The sequence below is a fragment of the Bizionia sediminis genome, assembly GCF_042684585.1.
Lineage (GTDB): Bacteria > Bacteroidota > Bacteroidia > Flavobacteriales > Flavobacteriaceae > Algorimicrobium > Algorimicrobium sediminis.
On sequence record NZ_JBHULS010000002.1, the window covers coordinates 761,919 to 784,199 of the forward strand.

Below are 22,281 nucleotides of genomic sequence, written 5' to 3' on the forward strand. Positions count from 1 at the left end.
CAGGCGTAATATCTTAAAAAGTTGCTTTTAATCGGTTGTTTTGATATCTTTAAGAACTCAAATCGATTAAATGAACCAAAAATGAAACACAATATTTTAGGAGCTATTTTTATTTTCCTAGTTACTTTTGCCAGCCTGCTTGTTTTTAATTAACGTAGAATTTTAGTAAATTCAATTTCTGTTTTTACAACAAAAAAAACTAAATTTTAGGTTTTTAAGCCTGTAAAAATCCGTGTATTGTTTGTTCTAATTGTGCGGCGCTTAAACCAATTTTCTCCATTAACTCCGCTGTTGTTCCGTGTTCAATAAATACATCGGGCACACCACAAATTTTTAGTGTATTCGGATAAGCATGCGCGGCTTTAAATTCGGCAATAGCACTCCCAAAGCCTCCTACAATGGTACCGTTTTCTACGGTAATTATAACATTGTAAGTGTTAAATATATCATGCAATAAAGCGGTATCCAAAGGTTTTACAAATTGCATATCGTAATGCGACACACTGTGGTTTTTAATAGCCTCTGTAACCGTTTGTGCCATGGTACCAATACTTAAAACTGCAACTTTTTCCCCTTTTTTTAGCTGGGTGCCTTTTCCAATGCTTATTTCTGTAAAAGGGACTTGCCATTCTGTAAGGGTGCCTCTACCTCGGGGATATCTTATGGCAATTGGATTGGATAAGGTGCCTAATTGTGCCGTGTACAGCAGGTTTCGGAGTGCAATTTCGTTGCGTGGTGCTGCAATTATTAAATTTGGTATACAACGTAGGTAAGCTAAATCAAAAACACCGTGATGGGTGGCACCGTCTTCGCCAACTAAACCCGCCCGATCCAAACAGAATATTACCGGTAAATTTTGCAATGCCACATCGTGTATAATTTGATCGTAGCCACGTTGCAAAAAGGTAGAATAAATGGCGCAATACGGAATCATATTTTGAGTGGCCATGCCAGCTGCTAACGTAACGGCATGTTGTTCTGCAATACCCACATCAAAAGCGCGCTCCGGAAATGTGGCCATCATATATTTTAAGGAGCTACCTGTGGGCATAGCAGGCGTTATGCCAACAATTCGTTCGTTTTTATGGGCTAATTCTACAAGTGTATGCCCAAAAACATCCTGGTATTTGGGTGGCTGCGCGGTAGTTACCTTTGGCAGAATATCGCCCGTTAAGGCATCAAACTTGCCTGGTGCGTGATACACCACTTGGTTTTCTTCTGCTTGTTTAAGCCCTTTACCTTTTGTAGTAATAACATGTAAAAATTTAGGTCCTTTAATGGTTTTTAAGCGTTCCAATTCGGTAATAAGGCTGAAAACGTCATGGCCGTTAATGGGACCAGAATAATTAAAATTTAAAGCTTCAAAAATATTGTCATGTGTTTGTATCCCGGTTTTTACTTGAGTTAGATATTGTTTTAGGGCGCCAACACTAGGGTCTATACCAATGGCATTGTCGTTTAAAATAACCAAAATATTAGCATTGCTAACCCCAGCGTGATTTAGCCCTTCAAAGGCCATGCCGCCGGCAATAGAGGCATCGCCAATTACAGCAACATGTTGTTTGTTCAAATCGCCCTTAATTTTAGACGCCAAAGCCATGCCCAAAGCCGCAGAGATAGAGGTGGAAGCGTGCCCTGTACCAAAGGTGTCGTACAGGCTTTCTTCCCGTTTAGGGAAACCACTAATACCATTTAATTGACGGTTGGTGTGAAAAACCGTCTTTCTGTCTGTTAAAATTTTGTGGGCATAAGCTTGGTGTCCAACATCCCAAATAAGCAAGTCGGTTGGTGTATTAAACACATAATGAAGTGCTATAGTAAGTTCAACAACGCCCAAACTAGCACCTAAATGACCTTCTTTTGTCGCCACAACATTAATAATGTATTGGCGTAATTCTTTAGCCAAGTCTGGTAATTCTTGGGGTGCTAAAGCACGCAAATCTGACGGCGTGTTTAGGTGGTTTAGAAACTGAAAATTCATAGATGCTAAATGTGTTGTAAAATTATTAAAATACCTATCAATTCTTTAATTATTGGCGTTTATTTAAATAAATACCCTAAAATTTATTGGCAACTTCCTTATATTTGTTGTTTAGGAAATAAAAATTCAAAAAACAAAATTGAAAAATGAAAAATAACTATGTAGCAAAGTTACTTTTTTTAGCCGGTTTGGTCTTTACCAGTATGGCTTATTCGCAAAGTAATTTATTAAGCTCTGAACATGGTAGAACCATCCAAAACTACCTCAATCAGAACAAGGAAAAATTTAATTTAAGCGTTAGCGATATAGCCGATTTAGCCATAAATCAAGAGGTGTTTTCAAAAAGCACCAAAGTCACGCACGTTTATGTGAGTCAGCAGTACCAAGGTATCCCGGTTTTTAATGCCATTTCTAGTGTTGCGGTAAAAAATAATGCTGTGTTTTATTACGCCAATAATTTTGTGGACAATTTAAACCAACGCGTTAGTACAACTACACCTCAAATAACGGCAGAGGAGGCTATTATTAGAGCGAGTTCCGAATTAAATTTGGGTGCGTTACAAAATTTGGAATTACTAGAAAAAACGAACAACAAGTATGTGTTTTCTAAAGCAGCTATTTCAAAATCCAATATTCCTGTACAATTAGTGTACTTTAAAAACGAATTGGGTAGTCTTGTTTTATCTTGGGATTTAAGTATTCAGGCCTTAAATGGCAGAAACTGGTATAGCGTGCGTATAGATGCGGTTACTGGTAACTTAATTGATGAAACAGATTGGATTGTTGCTTGTAATTTTGATGATCCAAACCATCAAAATCACGGTCATGCAGGTGCTGCATACGCACCAAAAGAAGCTAACTTTACGCTGTTTAAAGAAGCGGTGTCCGTGTCCGATGGCGCACAATATAATGTATTTGCCTTACCAATAGAGAGTCCAAATCACGGAAGCAGAACTTTGTTAGTAGAACCGGCAAATACGCAGGCTTCGCCATACGGTTGGCACGACACTAATGGTGTGGCTGGGCCAGAGTTTACCATTACACGAGGTAATAATGTATGGGCTATGGAAGACAGAGCTGGTACCGATGTTATAGGTTATTCGCCAGATGGAACGGAGACTTTGAATTTTGATTTTCCTTTAAATTTAAATCAACAACCAGAAGGTTATGAAGATGTGTCTATTACTAACTTGTTTTACATAAACAATGTTATGCACGACATTTGGTATCAATATGGTTTTGACGAGCCAAGTGGAAATTTTCAGTCTAATAATTACGGAAACGGCGGTTTAGGCAATGACTTTGTATACGCCGATGCACAGGACGGAAATGGATCAGATGGGTCTTTAAATAATGCCTTTTTTGGTACACCTCCAGAAGGGAATAATCCTGGTATGACTATGTTTTTATGGTCGCCTCCAGGTGCTGGTACCCTGCAAAATTTAGTTACGGTAAATAATGGTTCTTTCGCAGGATCTTATGGGGCTGTTAATCCTGCTGCCGGTAACGGTAGCAACCTTCCAGGAATTGGTACAACACCAGTTACGGCAGATGTTCAACTAGTTAATGATGGCAGCATGTCTCCAACATTGGGTTGTAACCCAGTAGCTGATCTTACCGGTAAAATTGCAATAATAAGAAGAGGTACATGTACGTTTGTTGAAAAAATTCAGAATGCTCAAAACGCTGGTGCCGTGGCAGTAATAGTGGTAAACCACAACAACCCAGATAACGACCCTAATTATACGGAGTACGTAAATATGTCTGGCGAAACAACACCACCTTTAGCCATACCATCTGTTTTTATGAACAATACAAATGGAGAGGCTTTAATAGCCGCCATGCAAAATGAAACGGTAAATGTAACCTTACAAGGTCCAAGTCCTTATTTTATTGATGGTAGTTTAGATAATATGATTGTGGCTCACGAATATGGTCATGGTATATCTAACCGTTTAACAGGCGGCGCTTTCCAAGCCAATTGCTTAACAAATGCCACCCAAATGGGCGAAGGATGGTCCGACTGGTTTGCTTTAATGATTACCTTAACAGCCGAAGAAGATTACGTAGCTGGACGTGGTATGGTTACCTATTCACCAGGTCAGCCAGTAGATGGTATTGGTATTAGAAACGCCAAATATGCCACAGATTTCTCTGTAAATGGCTTTACTTATGGCGATACAAATAGTGAACGAAGTATTTCCCAACCACATGGAATAGGATTTATATGGGGAACAATGCTATACGACTTAACAGCGGCTTATGTAGAAAAATATGGTTTTGATGCCGATATCTATAACGGAACTGGCGGTAATAACAAAGTCATGCAATTAGTTATAGATGCTTTGAAATTACAACCGTGTAATCCAGACTTTATTGAAGCGCGCGACGCTATATTGGCTGCAGATAACGCCACAACTGGCGGCGCCGATCAGTGTTTAATTTGGGAAGTTTTTGCTAACAGAGGTTTAGGTCTAAATGCATCGGGTGGCTCTAAAGCTAGTCGTACAGATCAAGTACAAGACTTTTCAATGCCAGACGATACCGATCCAACATTGCAAAACTGTACGAGTTTAAGTGTAGACCAGTATGACCAAAGTAATTTAATTAAGGTGTATCCGAACCCAACTTATAACGATATTTACATTAAAACAAATACAAGTTTGGGTCCAGTTACTATAACAATTACCGATATAAACGGCAGACAAGTGTTCAGCAAGCAAGCCGATTTATACGGGACAGTTACTGTACCAATGCAAAACTTAACATCTGGAATGTATATTTTAAATATTTCTGGAAAATCGGTTAGTACAAACCACAAGATTATTAAAAACTAATAAGAAGTAATAACCTAATAAAAAAGGCATCTAATTATTAGATGCCTTTTTTTATTTTTAAGCTATGGAAACTATTTTTAACGATACCTATTTTATGAAAAAAGCCCTTTTAGAAGCAGAAACAGCTTTTAATAAAGGCGAAATACCAGTTGGAGCTGTAATTGTAACCGATAATAAAATTATAGCGCGTGGACACAATTTAACCGAGTTATTAAATGATGTAACAGCCCACGCTGAAATGCAAGCCATTACGGCTGCAGCCAATTTTTTGGGCGGTAAATATTTACATAATTGCACGCTGTATGTAACTTTGGAGCCTTGCCAAATGTGCGGTGGCGCTTTATACTGGAGTCAAATAAGTAACATTGTTTACGGAGCCAAAGATGCCGCAAGAGGTTGTTTGCATTTACAAACCAAGTTACATCCTAAAACCAAAGTTAAAGGCGGTGTTTTAGAGGCGGAATCTGCTGCCTTATTAAAGCGCTTCTTTATTGAAAAACGGAATTTAAATTAAAGCTTATGACGTTTTTGACTTTCGCGCATTTTATCCAAATTTTCTTTGGTTAGTAAATAATCGCTCATTTTTTTATCTTTCCAACGGTACCATGAAAATAGTGGAAATACAATAAAAAATAAACCAACTACACCACCTCCTACAAGTTTTGGTGCGTAGGAAACCTCCAGTGTTAAGCCTAAAATAATAGCAGTTAAACTGGCACTAAAAAATAATATAATAAGGTATTTCATAACTAATGTGTAATGTTTATAAGTTGGCGCCTATAGGCCGTTAGTAATTTAGATTTAGAAACAAACCCATGGTATTTTCCATCTTTTATTACGGGTAAATTCCAGGCGTTTGTATCTTGAAATTTTTGCATGATACGGCGCATATTATCGGTTTCGTAATTTATATAATCTGGTGGTATTTGCATAAATGTTTCTACAGATGTGCTATTGTATAAAGCTTGGTCGAACATAATGTTTCTAATGTCATCCAGCAAAATAATGCCTACCAAATGTTTTTGCGCATCTATAACAGGAAACAAATTACGATTGGATTTGGCAACACCTTCGTGAAGCATGGCTCCCAAAGACATTTCTGGACGGAGCGTGATGAAATTCTTTTCAATAACACTGTCAATAGTCATAAAGGTTAATACATTATGGTCTTTGTCTTGGGTTAGCAAATCGCCTCTTTCTGCTAATTCTTTCGTGTAAATGGTATGCGCCATATAATTTTTTGTAATCATATACGATATGGCCACAGTAATCATAAGCGGTAAAAAAAGAACATAGCCGCCTGTTATTTCGGCAATTAAAAAAATAGCGGTTAAAGGCGCATGTACCACACCGGCAATTAAACCAGCCATACCAACTAAAGTAAAATTAGCCTCAGATACCTGATGCCCAAAGCCAACGTTGTTTATCACTTTAGCAACAACATTGCCTAAAGCACTTCCCATAACCATGGTAGGTACAATAACACCACCAACGCCGCCAGCAGCAAATGTGGTTGTCATGGCTATGGCCTTAAAAACGGTAAATCCAAGCAACAATAAAATAACGACCCAGATATTGTTTAGGTGGGCGTCAAACAAGGTGGAGCCCAAAGCGTGTAAATGGTTACCGTCGTATAAATCTTTTGTGAAGCTTAAACCTTCTCCGTACAGTGGTGGAATAAAATAAAGCATGACGCCAATAGCAAAACCACCCACTAATAATTTAGTAAAACGGTGTTTAAATCTGTCAAAAAAAGCATAAATGGCAAAATATATTTTAGTGAAGTAAATAGAGCCAATGGCGGTTCCAAGCCCAAGTATCATATAAAATGCCGTATCCCTAATGTTAAATTTATCGGTTACTGAAAAATTAAAAAGCACCTCATCGCCTAAAAAAAAGTACGATGTGAGTACCGAAGAAATTGAGGCCATTAACAACGGAAGTAACGAGGTAAAGGTTAGGTCTAAACTAAATACTTCAATAGCAAAAACAAGGGCGGCAATGGGCGATTTAAACATGGAGGCAATGGCACCAGCCGTAGCACAAGCTATTAGCAGCGTTCGTGTTTTTTTATCAATGTGCATCCACCTACTTATATTAGAACTCATGGCAGACCCCGAGGTTATGGCTGGACCTAATAAACCCACCGAACCACCAAATCCCACCGTAAGTGGCGCCATAATAATGGGGTGGTAAATAAGTTTGTACGATAAGAGGCCTTTTTGTCGTAACATAGCATATAGTACAGAAGGTACGGCCCGCTTAATAAAGGACGGAACAGCCGGTGTCATGCCATTTTTTAAAAGGTATTTTTTAAATAAATACACCAAAAGTAAACCAATAAAAGGCAAAATGAAGTAAAGCTGATTTTCGGAAAAAACAATCCCTTTTTTTAAAAAAACTTGTATGGAATAGGTAAGGTTTTTTAAGGTTAGAGCGGCTACCCCAGTTAGTAATCCCACCAAAATACTTAACAATAAGACAAAGTTTTTTTGAGAGATATGTTTATATCTCCAAATCATGATTTGTTTTATGGCATGTTTAAGGGTCATTTACAGCGTTAATTGGTTTTTTAAATGTAATAAATCTTCTAAATAAATTTGATGTAAGGTTTCAACATCCGGACGTTTATTGTAATGTCCAGCTTTATAGGCTACTAGAGCACTGTTAATATGCTTTCTAGCTACATGTATAGCGCGCTCTTGTTTGGCAATTAAAGCTAAATAATAAAAAGCATCAGCTTGGTTAAATGTACTGTATTCTAGTAGTTTACTAAAATTATTACGCGCTTTTTTGTATGCTTTCATTTTATATAAAGCTATACCACGATATAAATAAGCTGTGGCTATATTTTGTTTGGCGGTGCTTTGTGTATTAGTTGTTTGTAAAAAGGCACTAAAACTAGCAACGGATTGCCTGTAATTTTCAGCACCCAAATAAGCTATGCCACGCCAATAATTAAGATTTACAGCTTCAGGAAGTTTCGTTAATTTTACATCGCTATTTTTTAATGAATTAAAGTCTGAAAGTGCTTTTTTATAATCTTTAAAATACCACAGATAAGCATAGCCGCGAAACGGTAAATACTGCACCGAATCCGACATTACGGCTTGGTTAATGTAGCTTCGCCATTGCTGTAAAAGGCCTCGTTTTAAATAGGTGTTAGCAAGTTCAAAGGCGGCAGGTGTAAAGCTGGTATCGCATTCTAAAGCACGTATAAGGGCATTTACACGACCAACCGATCCTTCTTCAAAATAATGCATACCAAAATTATAGGCTTCTTTAGCTTTATCCTGATCTGTTTTACACGAAAACAGGCAGAGTAGCAAGCTTAAATTAAGGCATGATATTAGTAATTTGACCATTTTCTATCTTGTAAGTAAGATGCGTATAGGCATCATGTGCAGTTTGGTTTTTATAACTCGGGCGCCACTTATTATAGCTGCTTGTAATTTGTAATAATTGATTTACTATAGCCTCATTAAAGGGTTGCGGTCGTAAATTTAAACTGTTTTTATAAACTTGATAAGCACCAGCTAGACCTTTACAGTTTATTATAAACCGAAACGTTACATAGCCAGAATCTGTATAATTATTATTATTATAATGTTGCTTTACAAACATTTTAAAGTGGTTTTTATCTTGTTTGTATTTAGAAGCTTCATTGGAGTAGTAAGAGCTAATAGCTTTCCAGTTGCAAGCGGTAAAAGTTGTGTGCCGTATGGCTGTTTCTGGCTGTATATAGCCAGCTACAGCTGTAACTGGTTTTTCCGGGGTGTAAGCATAGGTAAACAAATAATATGTGTAGCCATATAGGGCAAATAAAATAGCTGTAACACCTAATACAACGTACAGGAAAATTTTAAAAATGCGTTTCCGTGTCATTGGTTAAAGCTATGAAAAAACTTGTCCCGATTAGGATATCGGGACAGGTTTTAGGTATTTATTGCGTTATCTGTAATTTTAAACTTAACTCATCCAGCTGTTTGCTGTCCAGTGGCGCCGGTGCATCAATCATAACATCGCGTCCTGCATTGTTTTTAGGAAATGCTATAAAATCGCGAATGGTTTCTTTGCCGTGTAAAATGGCAACTAACCTATCCAAACCAAATGCCAAACCGCCGTGTGGTGGCGCGCCATATTGAAAGGCATCCATTAAGAAACCAAATTGAGCTTTGGCTTCAGTTTCAGAAAAGCCTAAATAATCGAACATCATGGCTTGGGTTTTCTTATCGTGAATACGAATAGATCCACCACCAATTTCGTTACCATTTAACACCAAATCGTAGGCGTTTGCTTTTACGGCACCGGGATTGGTAGCAAGTAAATGCAGCTGGTCTGGTTTTGGTGCCGTAAAAGGGTGGTGCATGGCATGGTAGCGTTGGGTTTCTTCATCCCACTCCAACAATGGAAAATCGATAACCCAAAGTGGTGCAAATTCGTTTGGTTTGCGCAAGCCTAATCGTTCCGCTAATTCCATACGTAGGGCACTTAATTGAGTACGGACCTTATGCGTTGGGCCGGATAATACACAAATTAAATCGCCTGGTTTAGCGTTTGTTTTTTCGGCCCATAAAGCTAAATCCGTTTGGGTATAAAACTTGTCTACAGACGATTTGTAGCTGCCATCCTCGTTGCAACGGCAGTAAACCATACCAGAGGCGCCAATTTGTGGGCGCTTTACCCAATCAATTAATTTATCTATTTCTTTTCTAGTATAACTATTTCCGCCAGGTACGGCAATGCCAACAACTAACTCGGCGGTATTAAAAACGCCAAAATCTTTGTGTTGTGCTACTTCATTTAGCTCGCCAAAGGTCATTCCAAACCGAATATCTGGTTTGTCGTTACCGTATAAACGCATCGCATCATCATAAAGCATGCGCGGAAAGGCGTTAACTTCTACACCATTTATTTCTTTTAATAGGTGTCTGGTTAAACCTTCAAAAGCATTTAAAATATCTTCCTGTTCTACAAAAGCCATTTCGCAGTCTATTTGCGTAAATTCAGGTTGCCTGTCGGCACGCAAATCTTCATCTCTAAAGCACTTAACAATTTGAAAATACTTATCCATGCCACCAACCATTAATAGTTGTTTAAAAGTTTGTGGGCTTTGTGGAAGCGCATAAAATTGACCTTGGTTCATTCTGCTAGGAACTACAAAGTCTCTGGCTCCTTCTGGTGTGGACTTAATTAAGTAAGGGGTTTCTACTTCAATAAAACCTGCTTCAGACAAATAGTTTCTTACCTCTTGAGTAACCTTGTGGCGAAATATTAAACTGTTTTTTACAGGATTTCGCCTAATGTCCAAATAGCGGTATTTCATTCTGATGTCTTCGCCACCATCGGTGTTATCTTCAATGGTAAATGGCGGAAGTAATGCGCTATTTAAAATGCTTAATTTGGTTACTAATATTTCAATGTCTCCTGTGGGAATATTGGCGTTTTTAGAGGCGCGTTCTATAACGGTACCAGTAACTTGAATAACAAACTCCCGACCCAGTTTTTGTGCCTCTTCCATAATAGCTTTTGGGGTGCGTTCGGCATCAAAAACCAGTTGCGTTATCCCGTAACGATCGCGTAAATCTACCCAAATTATAAATCCTTTGTCGCGCGATTTTTGAACCCATCCGGATAGGGTAACTTCGGTATTAATGTGTGTTGCTCGTAATTCACCACAGTTATGACTTCTATACATAATAATATTATTGTTTTACACTTTAAGGTATGTGCGGGTGCAAATTTAAGCAAGTTAGCGGATTATTAAATAAAAAAAGCCCCAACATTTATTGGGGCTTTTACTAGAAAAATCTTGTTTTACCATATTAGGCGGTGTTGGCTTGTCTTTTTTCTCGAATCCACATTTTAAGTTGCATAGATAAGAAGAACAGTACCGGAACCACGATAAGCGTTAAGAAAGTGGCAATAAGTAAACCGTAAATTACCGTCCATGCCAAGGGCCCCCAAAACACCACATTATCGCCACCCATATAAATGTTTGGATCTAGCTCGCTAAATAGGGTGAAAAAATTAATGTTTAATCCTATGGCTAGTGGAATTAACCCCAATATGGTTGTAATAGCGGTTAGCAACACCGGGCGTAAACGGGCTTTACCTGCCTTAACAATGCTTTCAAACAAATCGTTTTTAGACAAATAATCAGAATCGTCCAGACCCAATTCGTTCTTTTTTCTATCAATTAACAATTGGGCATAATCCAGTAAAACCACACCATTGTTTACAACAATACCGGCCAACGAAATGATACCTACCATAGTCATCATAATAACAAAGGCGCTACCCGTTATAACCAGTCCTCCAAAAACACCAATTAAACTTAAAAATATGGCCAGCATGATAATGGTTGGTTTGGATATGGAGTTAAATTGAAAAATTAAAATGAAGAAAATAAGTCCTAGTCCCGTAAAAAAAGCACCCATTAAAAAAGCCATTTGTTTGTTCTGCTCTTCAATTTGCCCCGTATAATCTATATGAATATTTTTAGGAAGATTTTTGTAGGTCTTCATTTCGTTTTGAATTTGAGCCACAATAGCTCCTGCATCTGTATAGCCTGGAGACAGTGCAGAATAAACGGTTACAACACGTTTGGTGTCCTTGTGTTTAATGGCACTAAAACTAGAATTATTTTCGTGGGTTGCTACAGCCGATAATGGGATGGTTTTTAACTGGCCCGTATTATCTCTAAACGTTATATTCTGATTAAATAACGCGCTGGTATTGTACCGGTTTTCTTCATTAAAACGCACGTAAATATCAAAATCGTCGCCACCTTCTTTGTATATGCCTGCTTTAGCACCAAAAATAGAGTTACGCAATTGCTGTCCTATTTGCGCTGCACTTATACCTAATTCCCCTGCTTTTTCTCGGTTAATAATAACCCGCATAGAAGGTTTGTCTTTGTTTACGTCAATTTTTAGTTCATCTATGCCTGCTATGTTTTTCGAGTTAATAAATTCGCGCATGCTTTCGGCGGTATTAATTAACTCGTCGTAATCATCGCCTTCAATTTCAATATTAATTGGCGAACCGGCCGGCGGGCCGTTTACATCTTTTTCTACTGAAATTAAAACACCTGGAAATATGCCTACCAACGCTTCTTGCACTTTTTGACGAAGCATTTCGCTGTCCTCGCCACGACGGTATTTATATTCGCGCATCGAGGCTGTAATTTTGGCTTTATGAGGCATTTCTGCTGCCGATCCTCCGTCGGTTTGTGGATTTCCAGCACCTTCACCTACTTGCGACACGGCACTTTCTACCATAAAGTTATAGGATCCATCCTTATACTGGTTGGCATTTACCACATTGTAAACACGCTTTTCAATTTCTTTGGTTATGGCGTTGGTTTTTTCAATAGCCGTGCCTTGCGGATATTCTATGTATACAATAATTTGGTTGGGCTTATTATCTGGAAAAAATTCTACTTTGGTACGTTGCGTGGCTAACGAAATTCCAAATGCCACAAAGGATACAATTAATAGTACAAAGGTACTTATGGTAATGCCATACAAGCGCCAACCGGATAGAGCCCAGCGCAACTGACCTTCGTACCAACGCTCCAGTTTAACCAAGGTTTTTGTTTGAAATGTATTGGCCCATTTTCTTAAAAACAAACGGTAAACCCATTGCATTAGGGCTGTTACAACCATAAGTGTTCCAAGACCGCGGTATTCGCCACCAAAAAGAATAACCAATAGGCCTATTGCTGCCATGATAGCTGTGTTTCGTATAATCTTTTTTAGTGGCATATTTTTATCTTCAATACTCATGTATTGCGATACCAAAACAGAATTGAAGAAAATTGCTACAAATAAGGAGGAGCCTAGTACAACGGAAAGTGTAATAGGAAGAATCATCATAAACTCGCCCATAATGCCCGGCCATAAACCAAGTGGAATAAAGGCTGCAACGGTTGTAGCAGTCGAAATGATAATAGGGAACGCTATCTCGCCAATACCTTTTTTGGCAGCTTCAATGCGGCTCATACCTTCCTCGTCCATTAAGCGGTATACATTTTCTACTACCACAATACCATTGTCTACCAGCATACCAAGCCCCATAATGAGGCCAAAAAGGACCATGGTATTTAAGCTTTGTCCTAAAAAGCTTAAAATCATTAAAGACATAAACATGGACATAGGAATGGCAAAGCCAACAAATATGGCGTTTTTGAACCCTAGAAAAAACATAAGGACCATTACCACTAAAATAACCCCAAAAATAATGTTGTTAACCAAATCGTCTACTTGGCCAATGGTAACAGACGATTGATCGTTAGCAATGGTTACTTTTAAATCCTGCGGAAATCGGGTGTCCACGGCATTTTTAACAATAGCTTGTATTTGTTCTGCGGCATCGACCATGTTTTTTCCAGCACGTTTTTTAACGTCTAGCATTACTACAGGCTCACCAAATTCCCGGGCGTATGTAGTTTTATCTTCTTCATGGAAGCTAACGGTTGCCACGTCTTTTAAATAAATGGCTTTTCCGTTTTCCGACTTTACCACAAAGTTTTCTAGTTCGTTTGGCGTTTCAATTTCGCCTAAAATACGAATGGTTCTGCGCTGGCCACTTGTTTTTAAGTTTCCGGCAGACATGGTTAGATTTCCGTTGTTAATGGTGCTAATTATGTCGTTGAAAGTAACATTGGCTGCCATCATTTTATAAATGTCTACAGCTACTTCAACTTCTTTCTCTTGAGCACCCCGAATATCTACTTTTTTAATTTCTAATAAATCTTCAATTTCATCTTGAAGGTATTCGCCATACTCTTTAAGTTTTTGAACCGGGTAATCGCCTGAAATATTAATGTTTAATATGGGCATTTCTTCGGATAAGCTTAACTCGAAAACATCGGGTTTTACCTTGGCTCCATTTGTCATAGGCCAATCCTCGCCAGCGGTTTTGGTGTCTATTTCGTCTTTTACTTTTTGTTTGGCTTGTTCTACGGTAATGTTTTCGTCAAACTCTACAATAATCATAGAGTAATCTTCTTGCGATGTTGAGGTAATTTCCACAACATTACTAACGGTTTTTAGTTCGTCTTCAAGCGGATCTGTTATTAGCTTTTCAACGTCCTCTGCCGTATTTCCCGGATAAATGGAACTGACGTAAATTTTGGTTTCGTTAACTTCTGGAAAGCTTTCGCGAGGCATTTCAAAAAATGCGGCAACGCCTAAATAAAAGATAACCAGAATGAGTACATACATGGTGGTTTTATTGTTTATTGCCCACGATGATAAACCAAATTCTTTTTCTACTTGTTTTTTAATTTTAGACATGCGTTATTTTTTTATGCGTTTGTATTATTGGTTTCGCTTGTCATGGAAATAACTTTAACAGTCTGACCGTCTTTTACGCTTCGGGCACCCTCTTGCACAATTTCATCGCCGTTGTTTATGCCTTCTAAAACCTCAATAACATCACCTTGGGTTTTACCTGTTTTAATAATTTTTCGGGTTACTTCGCCTTCGCCGTTCAATTTTTTATTAGTTACCATATAAATGTATTGGTCGCCGTTAGCATTTTCTGAAATAATACTTTGTGGAATTAAAATAGCCTGCTCGTTGGTGTAATCGTTAATTTTTAAGCGTGCCGTTAAATTGGGTTTTATAAGGCCTTGGTTGTTTGGTATGCCAACTTCTATTTTAAAAGTCCGGTTGGCGGGGTTAATAACGGAACCCGCTTGACGTATTTTTGTGTCTATGGTTTTTCCTAAAATAGGAAACTCCACCGTTACACGTTTGCCGCGTGTTACGTTGGTTATATACGTTTCGGGTACGTCGGTTTCAATGTACATGTTATCTAGATTTACCAGGCGCATTAGCGGACTTTGGCCAGCCATAACCACGCTGCCTTGTTCGGTAATAACATCGTCTATGGTTCCTGAAAATGGTGCCGTAACATTGGTTTTTTCCAGTTGTTGTTTTAACTGATTTATGGCTTCGGTTTGCGATTCGAAGGCCGATTTGGCTTGTAGGTACTGAATTTCGCTTCCAATATTCTGATCCCATAAACGCTTTTGACGTTCGAAGGTGGTTTTAGCTAAATTGGTTTGAATTTTTAGCTGTGCTAACTGCTGGCTTAAACCGCCGTCGTCTATTTTAGCTAGTAATTGGCCTTTTTTAACTTGTTGTCCTTCGGTAACATATACATGGGTTAATATACCATTGTATTCCGGGGTTACCACAAGTAAATTTTTAGTTGTTACGTTACCTTGTATTTCTAATTCGTGATTAAAAACACGTGTTTCTGCTTTAAAAGTTGTTATTAACGGTACTTTTTTAACACTATCCAGTGTCGCAATTTTTTGGTTTAAGCGTTTTATTTGCTCTTCAAGTTCTTGCTGCTTTAAATCGATGTTGGTTCTAGCTTCTTTTAGTTCCGTTAGGTTATTGGATTCTAAAATAGCATCGAAATTTTTATGCTTATCATTACCGCATGAGCTAATAAGAAGCGTTAACAGTGTAAAAATGGTTATATTTTTCATGGCAGGTTGTGAGTGTAGTTTAGTAATTAACAGTATTTAAAATGGTTTCTAAAGCCGATTTTTTTGTTATAACATCAAACATAGATTGTAAATATTCTTGCTGTGCCGCATACAATTGTGTTTGTGCTTGACGCAAATCGAAACTGGAGGCTATACCTTCAAAAAACTTGGTTTGATTTTTTTGCTCAATACGTTCGGCTAAATTTAAATTTTGACGTTTGTTTTGATATTCTTCAATGGCGAATTGATAGTCGCTTTTAGCAGCAGAAATTTGAAATTTTAACTGTTGCTCGGTTTCGGTAAGTTCTTCTTTAGCTATTTCTAAATCAATTTTGGCGCGTTGTGTAGCGGCTTTGCGCATGCCCGAACTAAAAATTGGTATAGACATGTTAACACCAAAAAGCGACGAGCCATACCAAGCTTGGTTGCTGCTTGTAAAGTTAAATGTTTCGCCAAAACCGCTATATCCGGCGTTTATAAAGGCGCTTAAACGTGGTAAAAAAGTGCTTCTTTCCAATTTAAGAAATAGGGCTGCTGTTTCTTCTTGGTTTTTTGCTATTTGGTAATCGATGCTGTTTTCAACATTGTCGTTGGCCGTAAGTAGGTCTAACGAAATGTTTTGCAGCGTTAAGGTTTCCAATGTATCGGTTAGTGTTAAAGGTTCGTTTAAATCTATTCCCAAGGTAATATTAAACAGTTGGTATGCAATATTTTTGGAGCGTTCTACATTGTTTAAATAGTTTTGTAAGCCCGTTAAGGTAATTTGTAGTTGCTCCACGCTTTCTTCTTCGGTTAAACCGTTTTCGAAAATTTTAGTAGTTTCTTTTAGGTTTTTTTCCAAAACCGCAATGTTTTTTAGCACAATGTCTAAATTTTCTTCGGCTAAAAGCACATTACCGTAGGCATTTATAACCGCGTTTCTGACTTCTAAATCGGTTTTTATTTTGGCATTTTTCGAAATTTCTAAAAACACTTTTGCCGATTGTAAGGCCACTAGGTAGGAGCCATCAAAAATAAGTTGGTTTAATGTAGCTGTGGCATTTAGGCTCTGCTTGGGACTAAAGGTAACGGGGACAAATGTGCCAGGTTGGCCACCAGCTATTTCGGCAGGCAACAAGGAAACTTGTTGTTTAATCCAGCTTTGGTAATCTACAGCCGCACTTATTTGCGGCAATCCGGTTGCGGTGGTTTCCCATTTTTGTTTCTTGGCAATATCTATATCGCGAGCGGCATTCTTAACCTGTCGGTTGTGCGCCAATGCATAGTCTATAGCCTCCAATAATGAAAATTGGTTTGGTGTTTCTTGAGCCTGCAAGGCGGTTGAAGCAAGCACTACAAAAAGCAGCAAAAAAGAATGTTTCATTTTAGTTGTTTAGTTTTAAGGTGTCTTGATTTTGTAAAATAGTTTCCAGTTTGGCTAGGCCTTTTTCGGTGCTAATGCCGCGAATATGATATTCTAAAAATGTATCCATAAGGTGGCTCATTGGAAAGGTGTTGCGCGGAAAAATATCGACATCTTTTAAAGTCATCATGTTGTTAAAGTACAAACGCGAAATAAAATCAATATCAATGGTTTTTCGGTATAAGCCTTCCAAAACGCCGCGCTTTAAGTTATTAGTTACACAGTCCTGCATAACATGAAACTGGTTGTTTTTAAGCGACTCAAAAATTTTGGGATAATATTTTTTAAGTTGGTATTGCGGCGATGATTTTTCGTTTTTTAAATGCAGCATGGTAAACATTTTAATCTCATAAATCTCGTCTATAGGATTTTTGTTACACGCGCAAATATCATTAATGCCGCTAGAAATAAATTCGAACATATATAAAGTAGCCGCTTCCACTAATTTTGTTTTTGTTTTAAAATGCTGGTAAATGGTTTTTTTAGATACCCCAATTTCGTTGGCAATATCATCCATGGTAACGCTTTTAAACCCGTAGGTTAAAAACATGTTGGCGGCTTTATTTAAAATATTCTGTTTCATAAAGGGTGGCAAAGATACTGTTGGAAACTTTTAAAACCTAAAAAGTTTCCATAGTTTTAACCTTTTTTTAATATTGCCCATGGCTAGTTGTTATTATTGCGGGAATTGCCTTATTTTTGCGCTATGCAAAACATATCATTTTATCAGCAGGCCTTTGTGGGGTATTTAAATGACTTTACGCAGGAAAAAGAGCCACAATCTCTATACGGTCCTATTAATTATATTCTACAACTAGGTGGCAAGCGTTTGCGTCCTGTTTTAACCCTAATGACAGCGGATATATTTAATGGCGCTTATAAGCAGGCATTAAACGCGGCTTTAAGCGTGGAGGTGTTTCATAATTTTTCGTTGGTACACGACGATATTATGGATGCGGCTCCTTTACGACGCGGTAAAGATACTGTGCACGAAAAGTGGGATGTAAATACAGGTATTTTATCTGGCGATGCCATGCTTATTATGGCCTATCAGTTGTTTGAAAATTACGAGTCTGCTGTTTTTCAAGAATTGGCCAAGCTGTTTAGTAAAACGGCTTTACAGGTGTGCGAAGGCCAGCAATACGATGTTGATTTTGAATCGCGCGACGATGTGTCTATTCCAGAGTACCTAAAAATGATAGAGTATAAAACCGCGGTGTTAGTGGCTGCAGCAATGGAAATGGGTGCTATTGTTGCAAAAGCATCTAATGAAGACAAAGCCAATATTTATGAGTTTGGTAAAAATTTAGGCATTGCCTTCCAGTTGCAAGATGATTATTTGGACGCTTTTGGAAACCCAGAAACCTTTGGCAAGCAAGTTGGTGGTGATATTATAGAAAATAAAAAAACCTACCTGTACCTAAAAGCTTTGGAGTTTTCTGGGGCCGAAGAGAAAAAACAACTGTTAAATTTATTTAGTTTGAAGCCTTCAGACCAAACCCATAAAATTCAAACTGTTAAGGATATTTTTGTTTCCTCTGGTGCCAGTTTGGCCACGAAAGAGATTATAGAGGTTTATACCAATAAAGCCTTTGCTGTATTGGAGCGCTTACAGATTTCTGAAGCGAAAAAGCAGTTGCTTAAATCCTTTGGGCAACAGTTAATGAATAGAAATGTGTAATGCAACTACCAGCTACTTTTACCGAGTTAGTACAAGAGGCAACAGCTGCCAATCTGTACGAAAAGTTAATTAAGCAATTAAATAAAGATTTGGCTTTAGCTAATGTAGATTTAGCCTTTACCGAAACTATTTTGCCTACCAGTTTAAAACTAATGCTGCATGAACTGGTATATAAGCTTATACAGGAAAAGTTTATGGATTATCTTAACTTGCTTTACATTATAGATGTTTCCGAAAACAAAGTACGGGAGCTAGATGGTTCGGATACGCTAGTTATGGCAGAACAAGTAGCCTTTTTTATTCTGCAACGCGAATGGCAAAAAGTGTGGTTTAAAAACCGGTATTAAACGTATTTCGCGCGGCGCTAGGCCCGTTAACTTTTATGAAAGAAAACCTCTTAAAAAGTCGTGTGTGCTGCTTCTAAAAATATATTCTAAAAAAGGGCATCCATGCATTGGCGTAAATACTCTTATCTTCATCATACAAAACGTCGTAGCGAATTCCAATTGCAGTAGATACGCGTCCAGACGTAATGGTGTAACCTGCTCCCAAAAACAGTGCCGGATACCAATAGTTTTCATCGGCAATGGCCAGTTGGTCTTCCCATTTTCTGTTTACATTTAATTGTTCAAATTCGGCAGATAATTGAATGGCGGGTATGGGGTTAAAAAGCCCAATAAGGCTGCCGCCTAAAATAGTCGATTTGTACACGTCTTTGCGGCTAGCATAAGTTCCGTTTAACGAAACCCCCAAACCAAATTTAGGGTTAAACCTATAAATAGCGCTGGGCGCTAGGGTACCGCTAAAATAATCGCCAGAGAAACTAAGACCTACTGCACCACCAAAACGCAGTTTACTGCCAAAATTGCCCGAGTTGTTTTGGGCATAAGTGTTTATACAAATAAGGCTAAAAATAGCAATCAAGAAGTGGTTTCTTTTCGATTTGGTAAGACCTGCTTTCATTTTAAAAAATTTAGTAAAGTTAGCAGCGATAAATATAAGAAAACCACAGCTTATTTTAGTAAATGTTGTACTTTTGTGTAAATTTAGTCTGAACGATTCAGTTTTAATTCATTTATGGATAAGTATTCTTTTTTAAACGCAGCACATTCGGCATACTTTGCTGACTTATACGATCAATATTTACAAAACCCAGATTCTGTAGAGCCAAGTTGGAGGGCCTTTTTTCAAGGTTTCGACTTTGGAAGCGAGCGCTATGGCTTGGAAGATGCGGTTGAAACCGAAAAAGTAATGGGAGACGAAGTGTCCTGTGAGCATGTTTCCATAAGTGTTACCAAAGAATTTCAGGTACTGCAATTAATAGATGGTTACAGAAACAGAGGTCATTTATTTACTAAAACAAACCCAGTTCGCGACCGCCGTACCTACCAGCCAACACTGGCTATTGAAAATTTTGGTTTGTCCGAAGCAGATTTAGACACCACCTTTAGCGCCGGAAATACCATTGGCTCTGGTGCCAAAACACTTCGAAATATTATAAAACACCTGGAAAACATTTACTGCCACTCGATAGGCGTGGAGTACATGTACATTAGAAAACCAGAGGAAATTAAATGGTTTCAAGAAAAATTAAGCATCAACGATAATTTGCCTAACTTTTCGGCCGACGAAAAAAAGCATATTCTTAAAAAATTAAACGAGGCTGTATCCTTCGAAACCTTTTTGCACACCAAATATGTAGGGCAAAAACGGTTTTCATTGGAAGGAGGCGAATCCCTTATTCCAGCTTTAGATGCCTTAATTGAAAGTGCTTCGGAATACAACGTTAAAGAGTTTGTGATGGGTATGGCGCACCGCGGCCGATTAAGTACCTTAACCAATATTTTTGGCAAGTCTGCTAAAGATATTTTTAGTGAATTTGATGGCAAGGACTACGAACAAGAAGTTTTTGATGGCGATGTAAAATACCATTTAGGTTGGACCAGCGACAGAGAAACTAAAAATGGAAACAAAATTAATTTAAATATTGCACCAAACCCGTCGCATTTAGAAACAGTTGGTGCCGTAGTAGAAGGTATTGCCAGAGCCAAACAAGACGATAAATACGCCGATAATCCGTCGCAAGTACTGCCAATAGTCGTACATGGCGATGCGGCTATTGCGGGTCAAGGTTTGGTATACGAAATTGTGCAGATGTCGCAGTTAGATGGCTACAAAACGAGTGGTACCATACATATAGTAGTAAATAACCAAATAGGGTTTACAACCAATTACTTGGATGCTCGTTCTAGTACCTACTGTACAGATATAGCAAAAGTAACTTTATCGCCGGTGCTACACGTTAATGCAGACGATGTGGAAGCTGTTGTACACGCCATGTTGTTTGCGTTACACTTTAGAATGAAGTTTCAGCGCGATGTGTTTATCGATTTATTAGGCTACCGTAAATATGGCCATAACGAAGGCGATGAACCGCGTTTTACACAACCAAAATTATACAAGGCTATAGCCAAACATAAAAATCCGCGCGATTTGTATGCCGAAAAGCTAATTGCTGAAGGTATTATAGATGATGCTTACGTTCAAAAATTAGAAGAGGAGTACAAGCAAAAATTAGAAGAAAATCTAGAAGATTCTAGGAAAGAAGATACCACAGAAATAACACCATTTATGCAAAATGAATGGGAAGATTTTACCACGGCTAAAGAAGAAGAGATGATGAAACCTGTAGATACTACCTGCAGTGTGGCCGATTTGGAAAAGGTAACCAAGGTTATTTCTACGCTTCCAAAAGACAAAAAGTTTATTCGCAAAATAGAACGTTTAATTCAGTCCAGACAAACCATGTTTGATGAAGATAAACTGGACTGGGCTATGGGCGAGCATCTGGCTTATGGTACTTTATTGCTAGACGGCAATGATGTGCGTATTTCGGGTCAAGATGTGGAACGGGGTACGTTTTCGCACCGTCATGCGGTTGTAAAAGTAGAGGACAGCGAAGAAGAAATTATATTACATAACCAATTAAGCGACACACAGGGGAAGTTTTTTATTTATAACTCATTGTTATCCGAATATGGTGTTGTAGGTTTCGATTATGGTTACGCTATGGCAAGTCCAAAAACACTAACCATTTGGGAAGCGCAGTTTGGCGATTTTAGTAATGGTGCACAAATTATGTTGGACCAGTACATTTCTGCAGCCGAAGACAAGTGGAAAATACAAAATGGTTTGGTTATGTTGTTGCCACATGGTTATGAAGGCCAAGGAGCAGAGCATTCATCGGGGCGTATGGAGCGTTATTTACAATTGTGTGCAAAAGATAATATGTTTGTAGCAGATTGTACTACGCCAGCCAACATGTTTCATATTTTGCGCCGTCAAGTAAAAGCATCCTACAGAAAGCCATTAGTTATATTTACACCAAAAAGTTTATTGCGAAACCCGAAAGTGGTTTCTACCGTCGATGAATTTGCAAACGGAAGTTTCCAAGAAGTTATAGACGATCCAGAAATTAAAACAGCCGATGTAAAAACATTGGTTTTTGTAACAGGTAAATTTTACTACGATTTACAAGAAGAACGCGAAAAATTAGAGCGTACAGATGTTGCTTTGGTTAGAATAGAGCAATTATTTCCGTTGCCAACCAATGCCATTCACGCTATTTTAGATAAGTACAAACATGCCGAAGATATTGTATGGGCACAAGAGGAACCGCGTAATATGGGTGCTTACAGCCACATGCTTATGCATTTAGATGCCGTTAAAACCTTCCGTGTAGCATCGCGCAGACCATACGGAGCACCAGCAGCAGGTAGCACTGTGCGGTCTAAAAAACGCCATAAAGAGGTAATAGACTTCGTGTTTGACAAGACTAAAAATAATCAACATTAACAACAAATTAAAAAA

16 protein-coding genes are annotated in these 22,281 nt (G+C 38.2%); 5 read left to right on the top strand and 11 right to left on the bottom strand.

The window, feature by feature from the left end; translation table 11 throughout:
- Nucleotides 1–214: 214 nt before the first annotated feature.
- On the bottom strand, nt 215–1,981 hold the full coding sequence (gene dxs, locus ACFSQP_RS07780) for a 1-deoxy-D-xylulose-5-phosphate synthase (protein ID WP_376893095.1): 1,767 nt from the start codon (nt 1,979–1,981) through the stop codon (nt 215–217).
- Nucleotides 1,982–2,127: 146 nt separating this feature from the next.
- On the opposite strand from dxs, the gene ACFSQP_RS07785 reads away from it, so the two are divergent.
- Both ACFSQP_RS07785 and ACFSQP_RS07790 read left to right on the top strand, forming a co-directional pair.
- Nucleotides 2,128–4,818, top strand: coding sequence for a T9SS-dependent M36 family metallopeptidase (locus ACFSQP_RS07785; protein WP_376893097.1), 2,691 nt, complete (start codon nt 2,128–2,130; stop codon nt 4,816–4,818).
- 64 nt (nt 4,819–4,882) lie between these two features.
- Nucleotides 4,883–5,332 (top strand): nucleoside deaminase, encoded by a 450-nt coding sequence (locus tag ACFSQP_RS07790; protein WP_376893099.1) that lies wholly within the window; start codon nt 4,883–4,885, stop codon nt 5,330–5,332.
- On the opposite strand, the gene ACFSQP_RS07795 is transcribed toward ACFSQP_RS07790, so the two are convergent.
- The 9 genes from ACFSQP_RS07795 to ACFSQP_RS07835 form a co-directional block, all read right to left on the bottom strand.
- Nucleotides 5,329–5,565, bottom strand: a complete 237-nt coding sequence (locus tag ACFSQP_RS07795) for a hypothetical protein (RefSeq protein WP_376893101.1) — start codon at nt 5,563–5,565, stop codon at nt 5,329–5,331. The genes ACFSQP_RS07790 and ACFSQP_RS07795 overlap by 4 nt on opposite strands.
- Nucleotides 5,566–5,567: 2 nt before the next feature.
- The gene (locus ACFSQP_RS07800) at nt 5,568–7,370 is read right to left on the bottom strand and encodes a chloride channel protein (RefSeq protein WP_376893103.1); all 1,803 of its coding nucleotides are present in this window, start codon (nt 7,368–7,370) and stop codon (nt 5,568–5,570) included.
- Nucleotides 7,371–8,183 carry a hypothetical protein gene (locus ACFSQP_RS07805; protein ID WP_376893105.1) on the bottom strand — a complete coding sequence of 271 codons (813 nt, stop codon included), beginning with the start codon at nt 8,181–8,183 and terminating at the stop codon, nt 7,371–7,373.
- The gene (locus ACFSQP_RS07810; RefSeq protein ID WP_376893107.1) at nt 8,155–8,703 is read right to left on the bottom strand and encodes a hypothetical protein; all 549 of its coding nucleotides are present in this window, start codon (nt 8,701–8,703) and stop codon (nt 8,155–8,157) included. Before ACFSQP_RS07810 ends, ACFSQP_RS07805 begins: the two co-directional genes overlap by 29 nt.
- A gap of 58 nt (nt 8,704–8,761) precedes the next feature.
- The gene (aspS, locus tag ACFSQP_RS07815; protein ID WP_376893109.1) at nt 8,762–10,516 is read right to left on the bottom strand and encodes an aspartate--tRNA ligase; all 1,755 of its coding nucleotides are present in this window, start codon (nt 10,514–10,516) and stop codon (nt 8,762–8,764) included.
- A gap of 127 nt (nt 10,517–10,643) precedes the next feature.
- Nucleotides 10,644–14,120: an efflux RND transporter permease subunit gene (locus ACFSQP_RS07820; RefSeq protein ID WP_376893111.1), complete on the bottom strand. Its 3,477-nt coding sequence runs from the start codon at nt 14,118–14,120 to the stop codon at nt 10,644–10,646.
- Between the two features lie 11 nt (nt 14,121–14,131).
- The gene (locus tag ACFSQP_RS07825; protein ID WP_376893113.1) at nt 14,132–15,328 is read right to left on the bottom strand and encodes an efflux RND transporter periplasmic adaptor subunit; all 1,197 of its coding nucleotides are present in this window, start codon (nt 15,326–15,328) and stop codon (nt 14,132–14,134) included.
- 19 nt (nt 15,329–15,347) lie between these two features.
- Nucleotides 15,348–16,691 carry a TolC family protein gene (locus ACFSQP_RS07830; protein ID WP_376893115.1) on the bottom strand — a complete coding sequence of 448 codons (1,344 nt, stop codon included), beginning with the start codon at nt 16,689–16,691 and terminating at the stop codon, nt 15,348–15,350.
- A gap of 1 nt (nt 16,692) precedes the next feature.
- Nucleotides 16,693–17,313 (bottom strand): TetR/AcrR family transcriptional regulator, encoded by a 621-nt coding sequence (locus ACFSQP_RS07835; protein ID WP_376893117.1) that lies wholly within the window; start codon nt 17,311–17,313, stop codon nt 16,693–16,695.
- Between the two features lie 123 nt (nt 17,314–17,436).
- Between ACFSQP_RS07835 and ACFSQP_RS07840 the strand changes: the two genes are divergently transcribed.
- Nucleotides 17,437–18,411: a polyprenyl synthetase family protein gene (locus tag ACFSQP_RS07840; protein ID WP_376893119.1), complete on the top strand. Its 975-nt coding sequence runs from the start codon at nt 17,437–17,439 to the stop codon at nt 18,409–18,411.
- Nucleotides 18,411–18,758, top strand: coding sequence for a hypothetical protein (locus tag ACFSQP_RS07845; protein ID WP_376893121.1), 348 nt, complete (start codon nt 18,411–18,413; stop codon nt 18,756–18,758). Before ACFSQP_RS07840 ends, ACFSQP_RS07845 begins: the two co-directional genes overlap by 1 nt.
- A 73-nt stretch (nt 18,759–18,831) precedes the next feature.
- On the opposite strand, the gene ACFSQP_RS07850 is transcribed toward ACFSQP_RS07845, so the two are convergent.
- Nucleotides 18,832–19,374, bottom strand: coding sequence for an alpha-ketoglutarate decarboxylase (locus tag ACFSQP_RS07850; protein ID WP_376893123.1), 543 nt, complete (start codon nt 19,372–19,374; stop codon nt 18,832–18,834).
- 114 nt (nt 19,375–19,488) lie between these two features.
- Here ACFSQP_RS07850 and ACFSQP_RS07855 point away from each other — a divergent pair, with 114 nt between their 5' ends.
- Nucleotides 19,489–22,266 (top strand): 2-oxoglutarate dehydrogenase E1 component, encoded by a 2,778-nt coding sequence (locus tag ACFSQP_RS07855; protein ID WP_376893125.1) that lies wholly within the window; start codon nt 19,489–19,491, stop codon nt 22,264–22,266.
- The last annotated feature ends 15 nt before the right edge of the window (nt 22,267–22,281 follow it).

Coding starts and splice junctions, on each gene's coding strand:
- dxs (WP_376893095.1), bottom strand. CDS start 1,981: ATGAATTTTCAGTTTCTAAACCACCTAAACACGCCGTCAGATTTGCGT.
- ACFSQP_RS07785 (WP_376893097.1), top strand. CDS start 2,128: ATGAAAAATAACTATGTAGCAAAGTTACTTTTTTTAGCCGGTTTGGTC.
- ACFSQP_RS07790 (WP_376893099.1), top strand. CDS start 4,883: ATGGAAACTATTTTTAACGATACCTATTTTATGAAAAAAGCCCTTTTA.
- ACFSQP_RS07795 (WP_376893101.1), bottom strand. CDS start 5,565: ATGAAATACCTTATTATATTATTTTTTAGTGCCAGTTTAACTGCTATT.
- ACFSQP_RS07800 (WP_376893103.1), bottom strand. CDS start 7,370: ATGACCCTTAAACATGCCATAAAACAAATCATGATTTGGAGATATAAA.
- ACFSQP_RS07805 (WP_376893105.1), bottom strand. CDS start 8,183: ATGGTCAAATTACTAATATCATGCCTTAATTTAAGCTTGCTACTCTGC.
- ACFSQP_RS07810 (WP_376893107.1), bottom strand. CDS start 8,703: ATGACACGGAAACGCATTTTTAAAATTTTCCTGTACGTTGTATTAGGT.
- aspS (WP_376893109.1), bottom strand. CDS start 10,516: ATGTATAGAAGTCATAACTGTGGTGAATTACGAGCAACACACATTAAT.
- ACFSQP_RS07820 (WP_376893111.1), bottom strand. CDS start 14,120: ATGTCTAAAATTAAAAAACAAGTAGAAAAAGAATTTGGTTTATCATCG.
- ACFSQP_RS07825 (WP_376893113.1), bottom strand. CDS start 15,328: ATGAAAAATATAACCATTTTTACACTGTTAACGCTTCTTATTAGCTCA.
- ACFSQP_RS07830 (WP_376893115.1), bottom strand. CDS start 16,691: ATGAAACATTCTTTTTTGCTGCTTTTTGTAGTGCTTGCTTCAACCGCC.
- ACFSQP_RS07835 (WP_376893117.1), bottom strand. CDS start 17,313: ATGAAACAGAATATTTTAAATAAAGCCGCCAACATGTTTTTAACCTAC.
- ACFSQP_RS07840 (WP_376893119.1), top strand. CDS start 17,437: ATGCAAAACATATCATTTTATCAGCAGGCCTTTGTGGGGTATTTAAAT.
- ACFSQP_RS07845 (WP_376893121.1), top strand. CDS start 18,411: ATGCAACTACCAGCTACTTTTACCGAGTTAGTACAAGAGGCAACAGCT.
- ACFSQP_RS07850 (WP_376893123.1), bottom strand. CDS start 19,374: ATGAAAGCAGGTCTTACCAAATCGAAAAGAAACCACTTCTTGATTGCT.
- ACFSQP_RS07855 (WP_376893125.1), top strand. CDS start 19,489: ATGGATAAGTATTCTTTTTTAAACGCAGCACATTCGGCATACTTTGCT.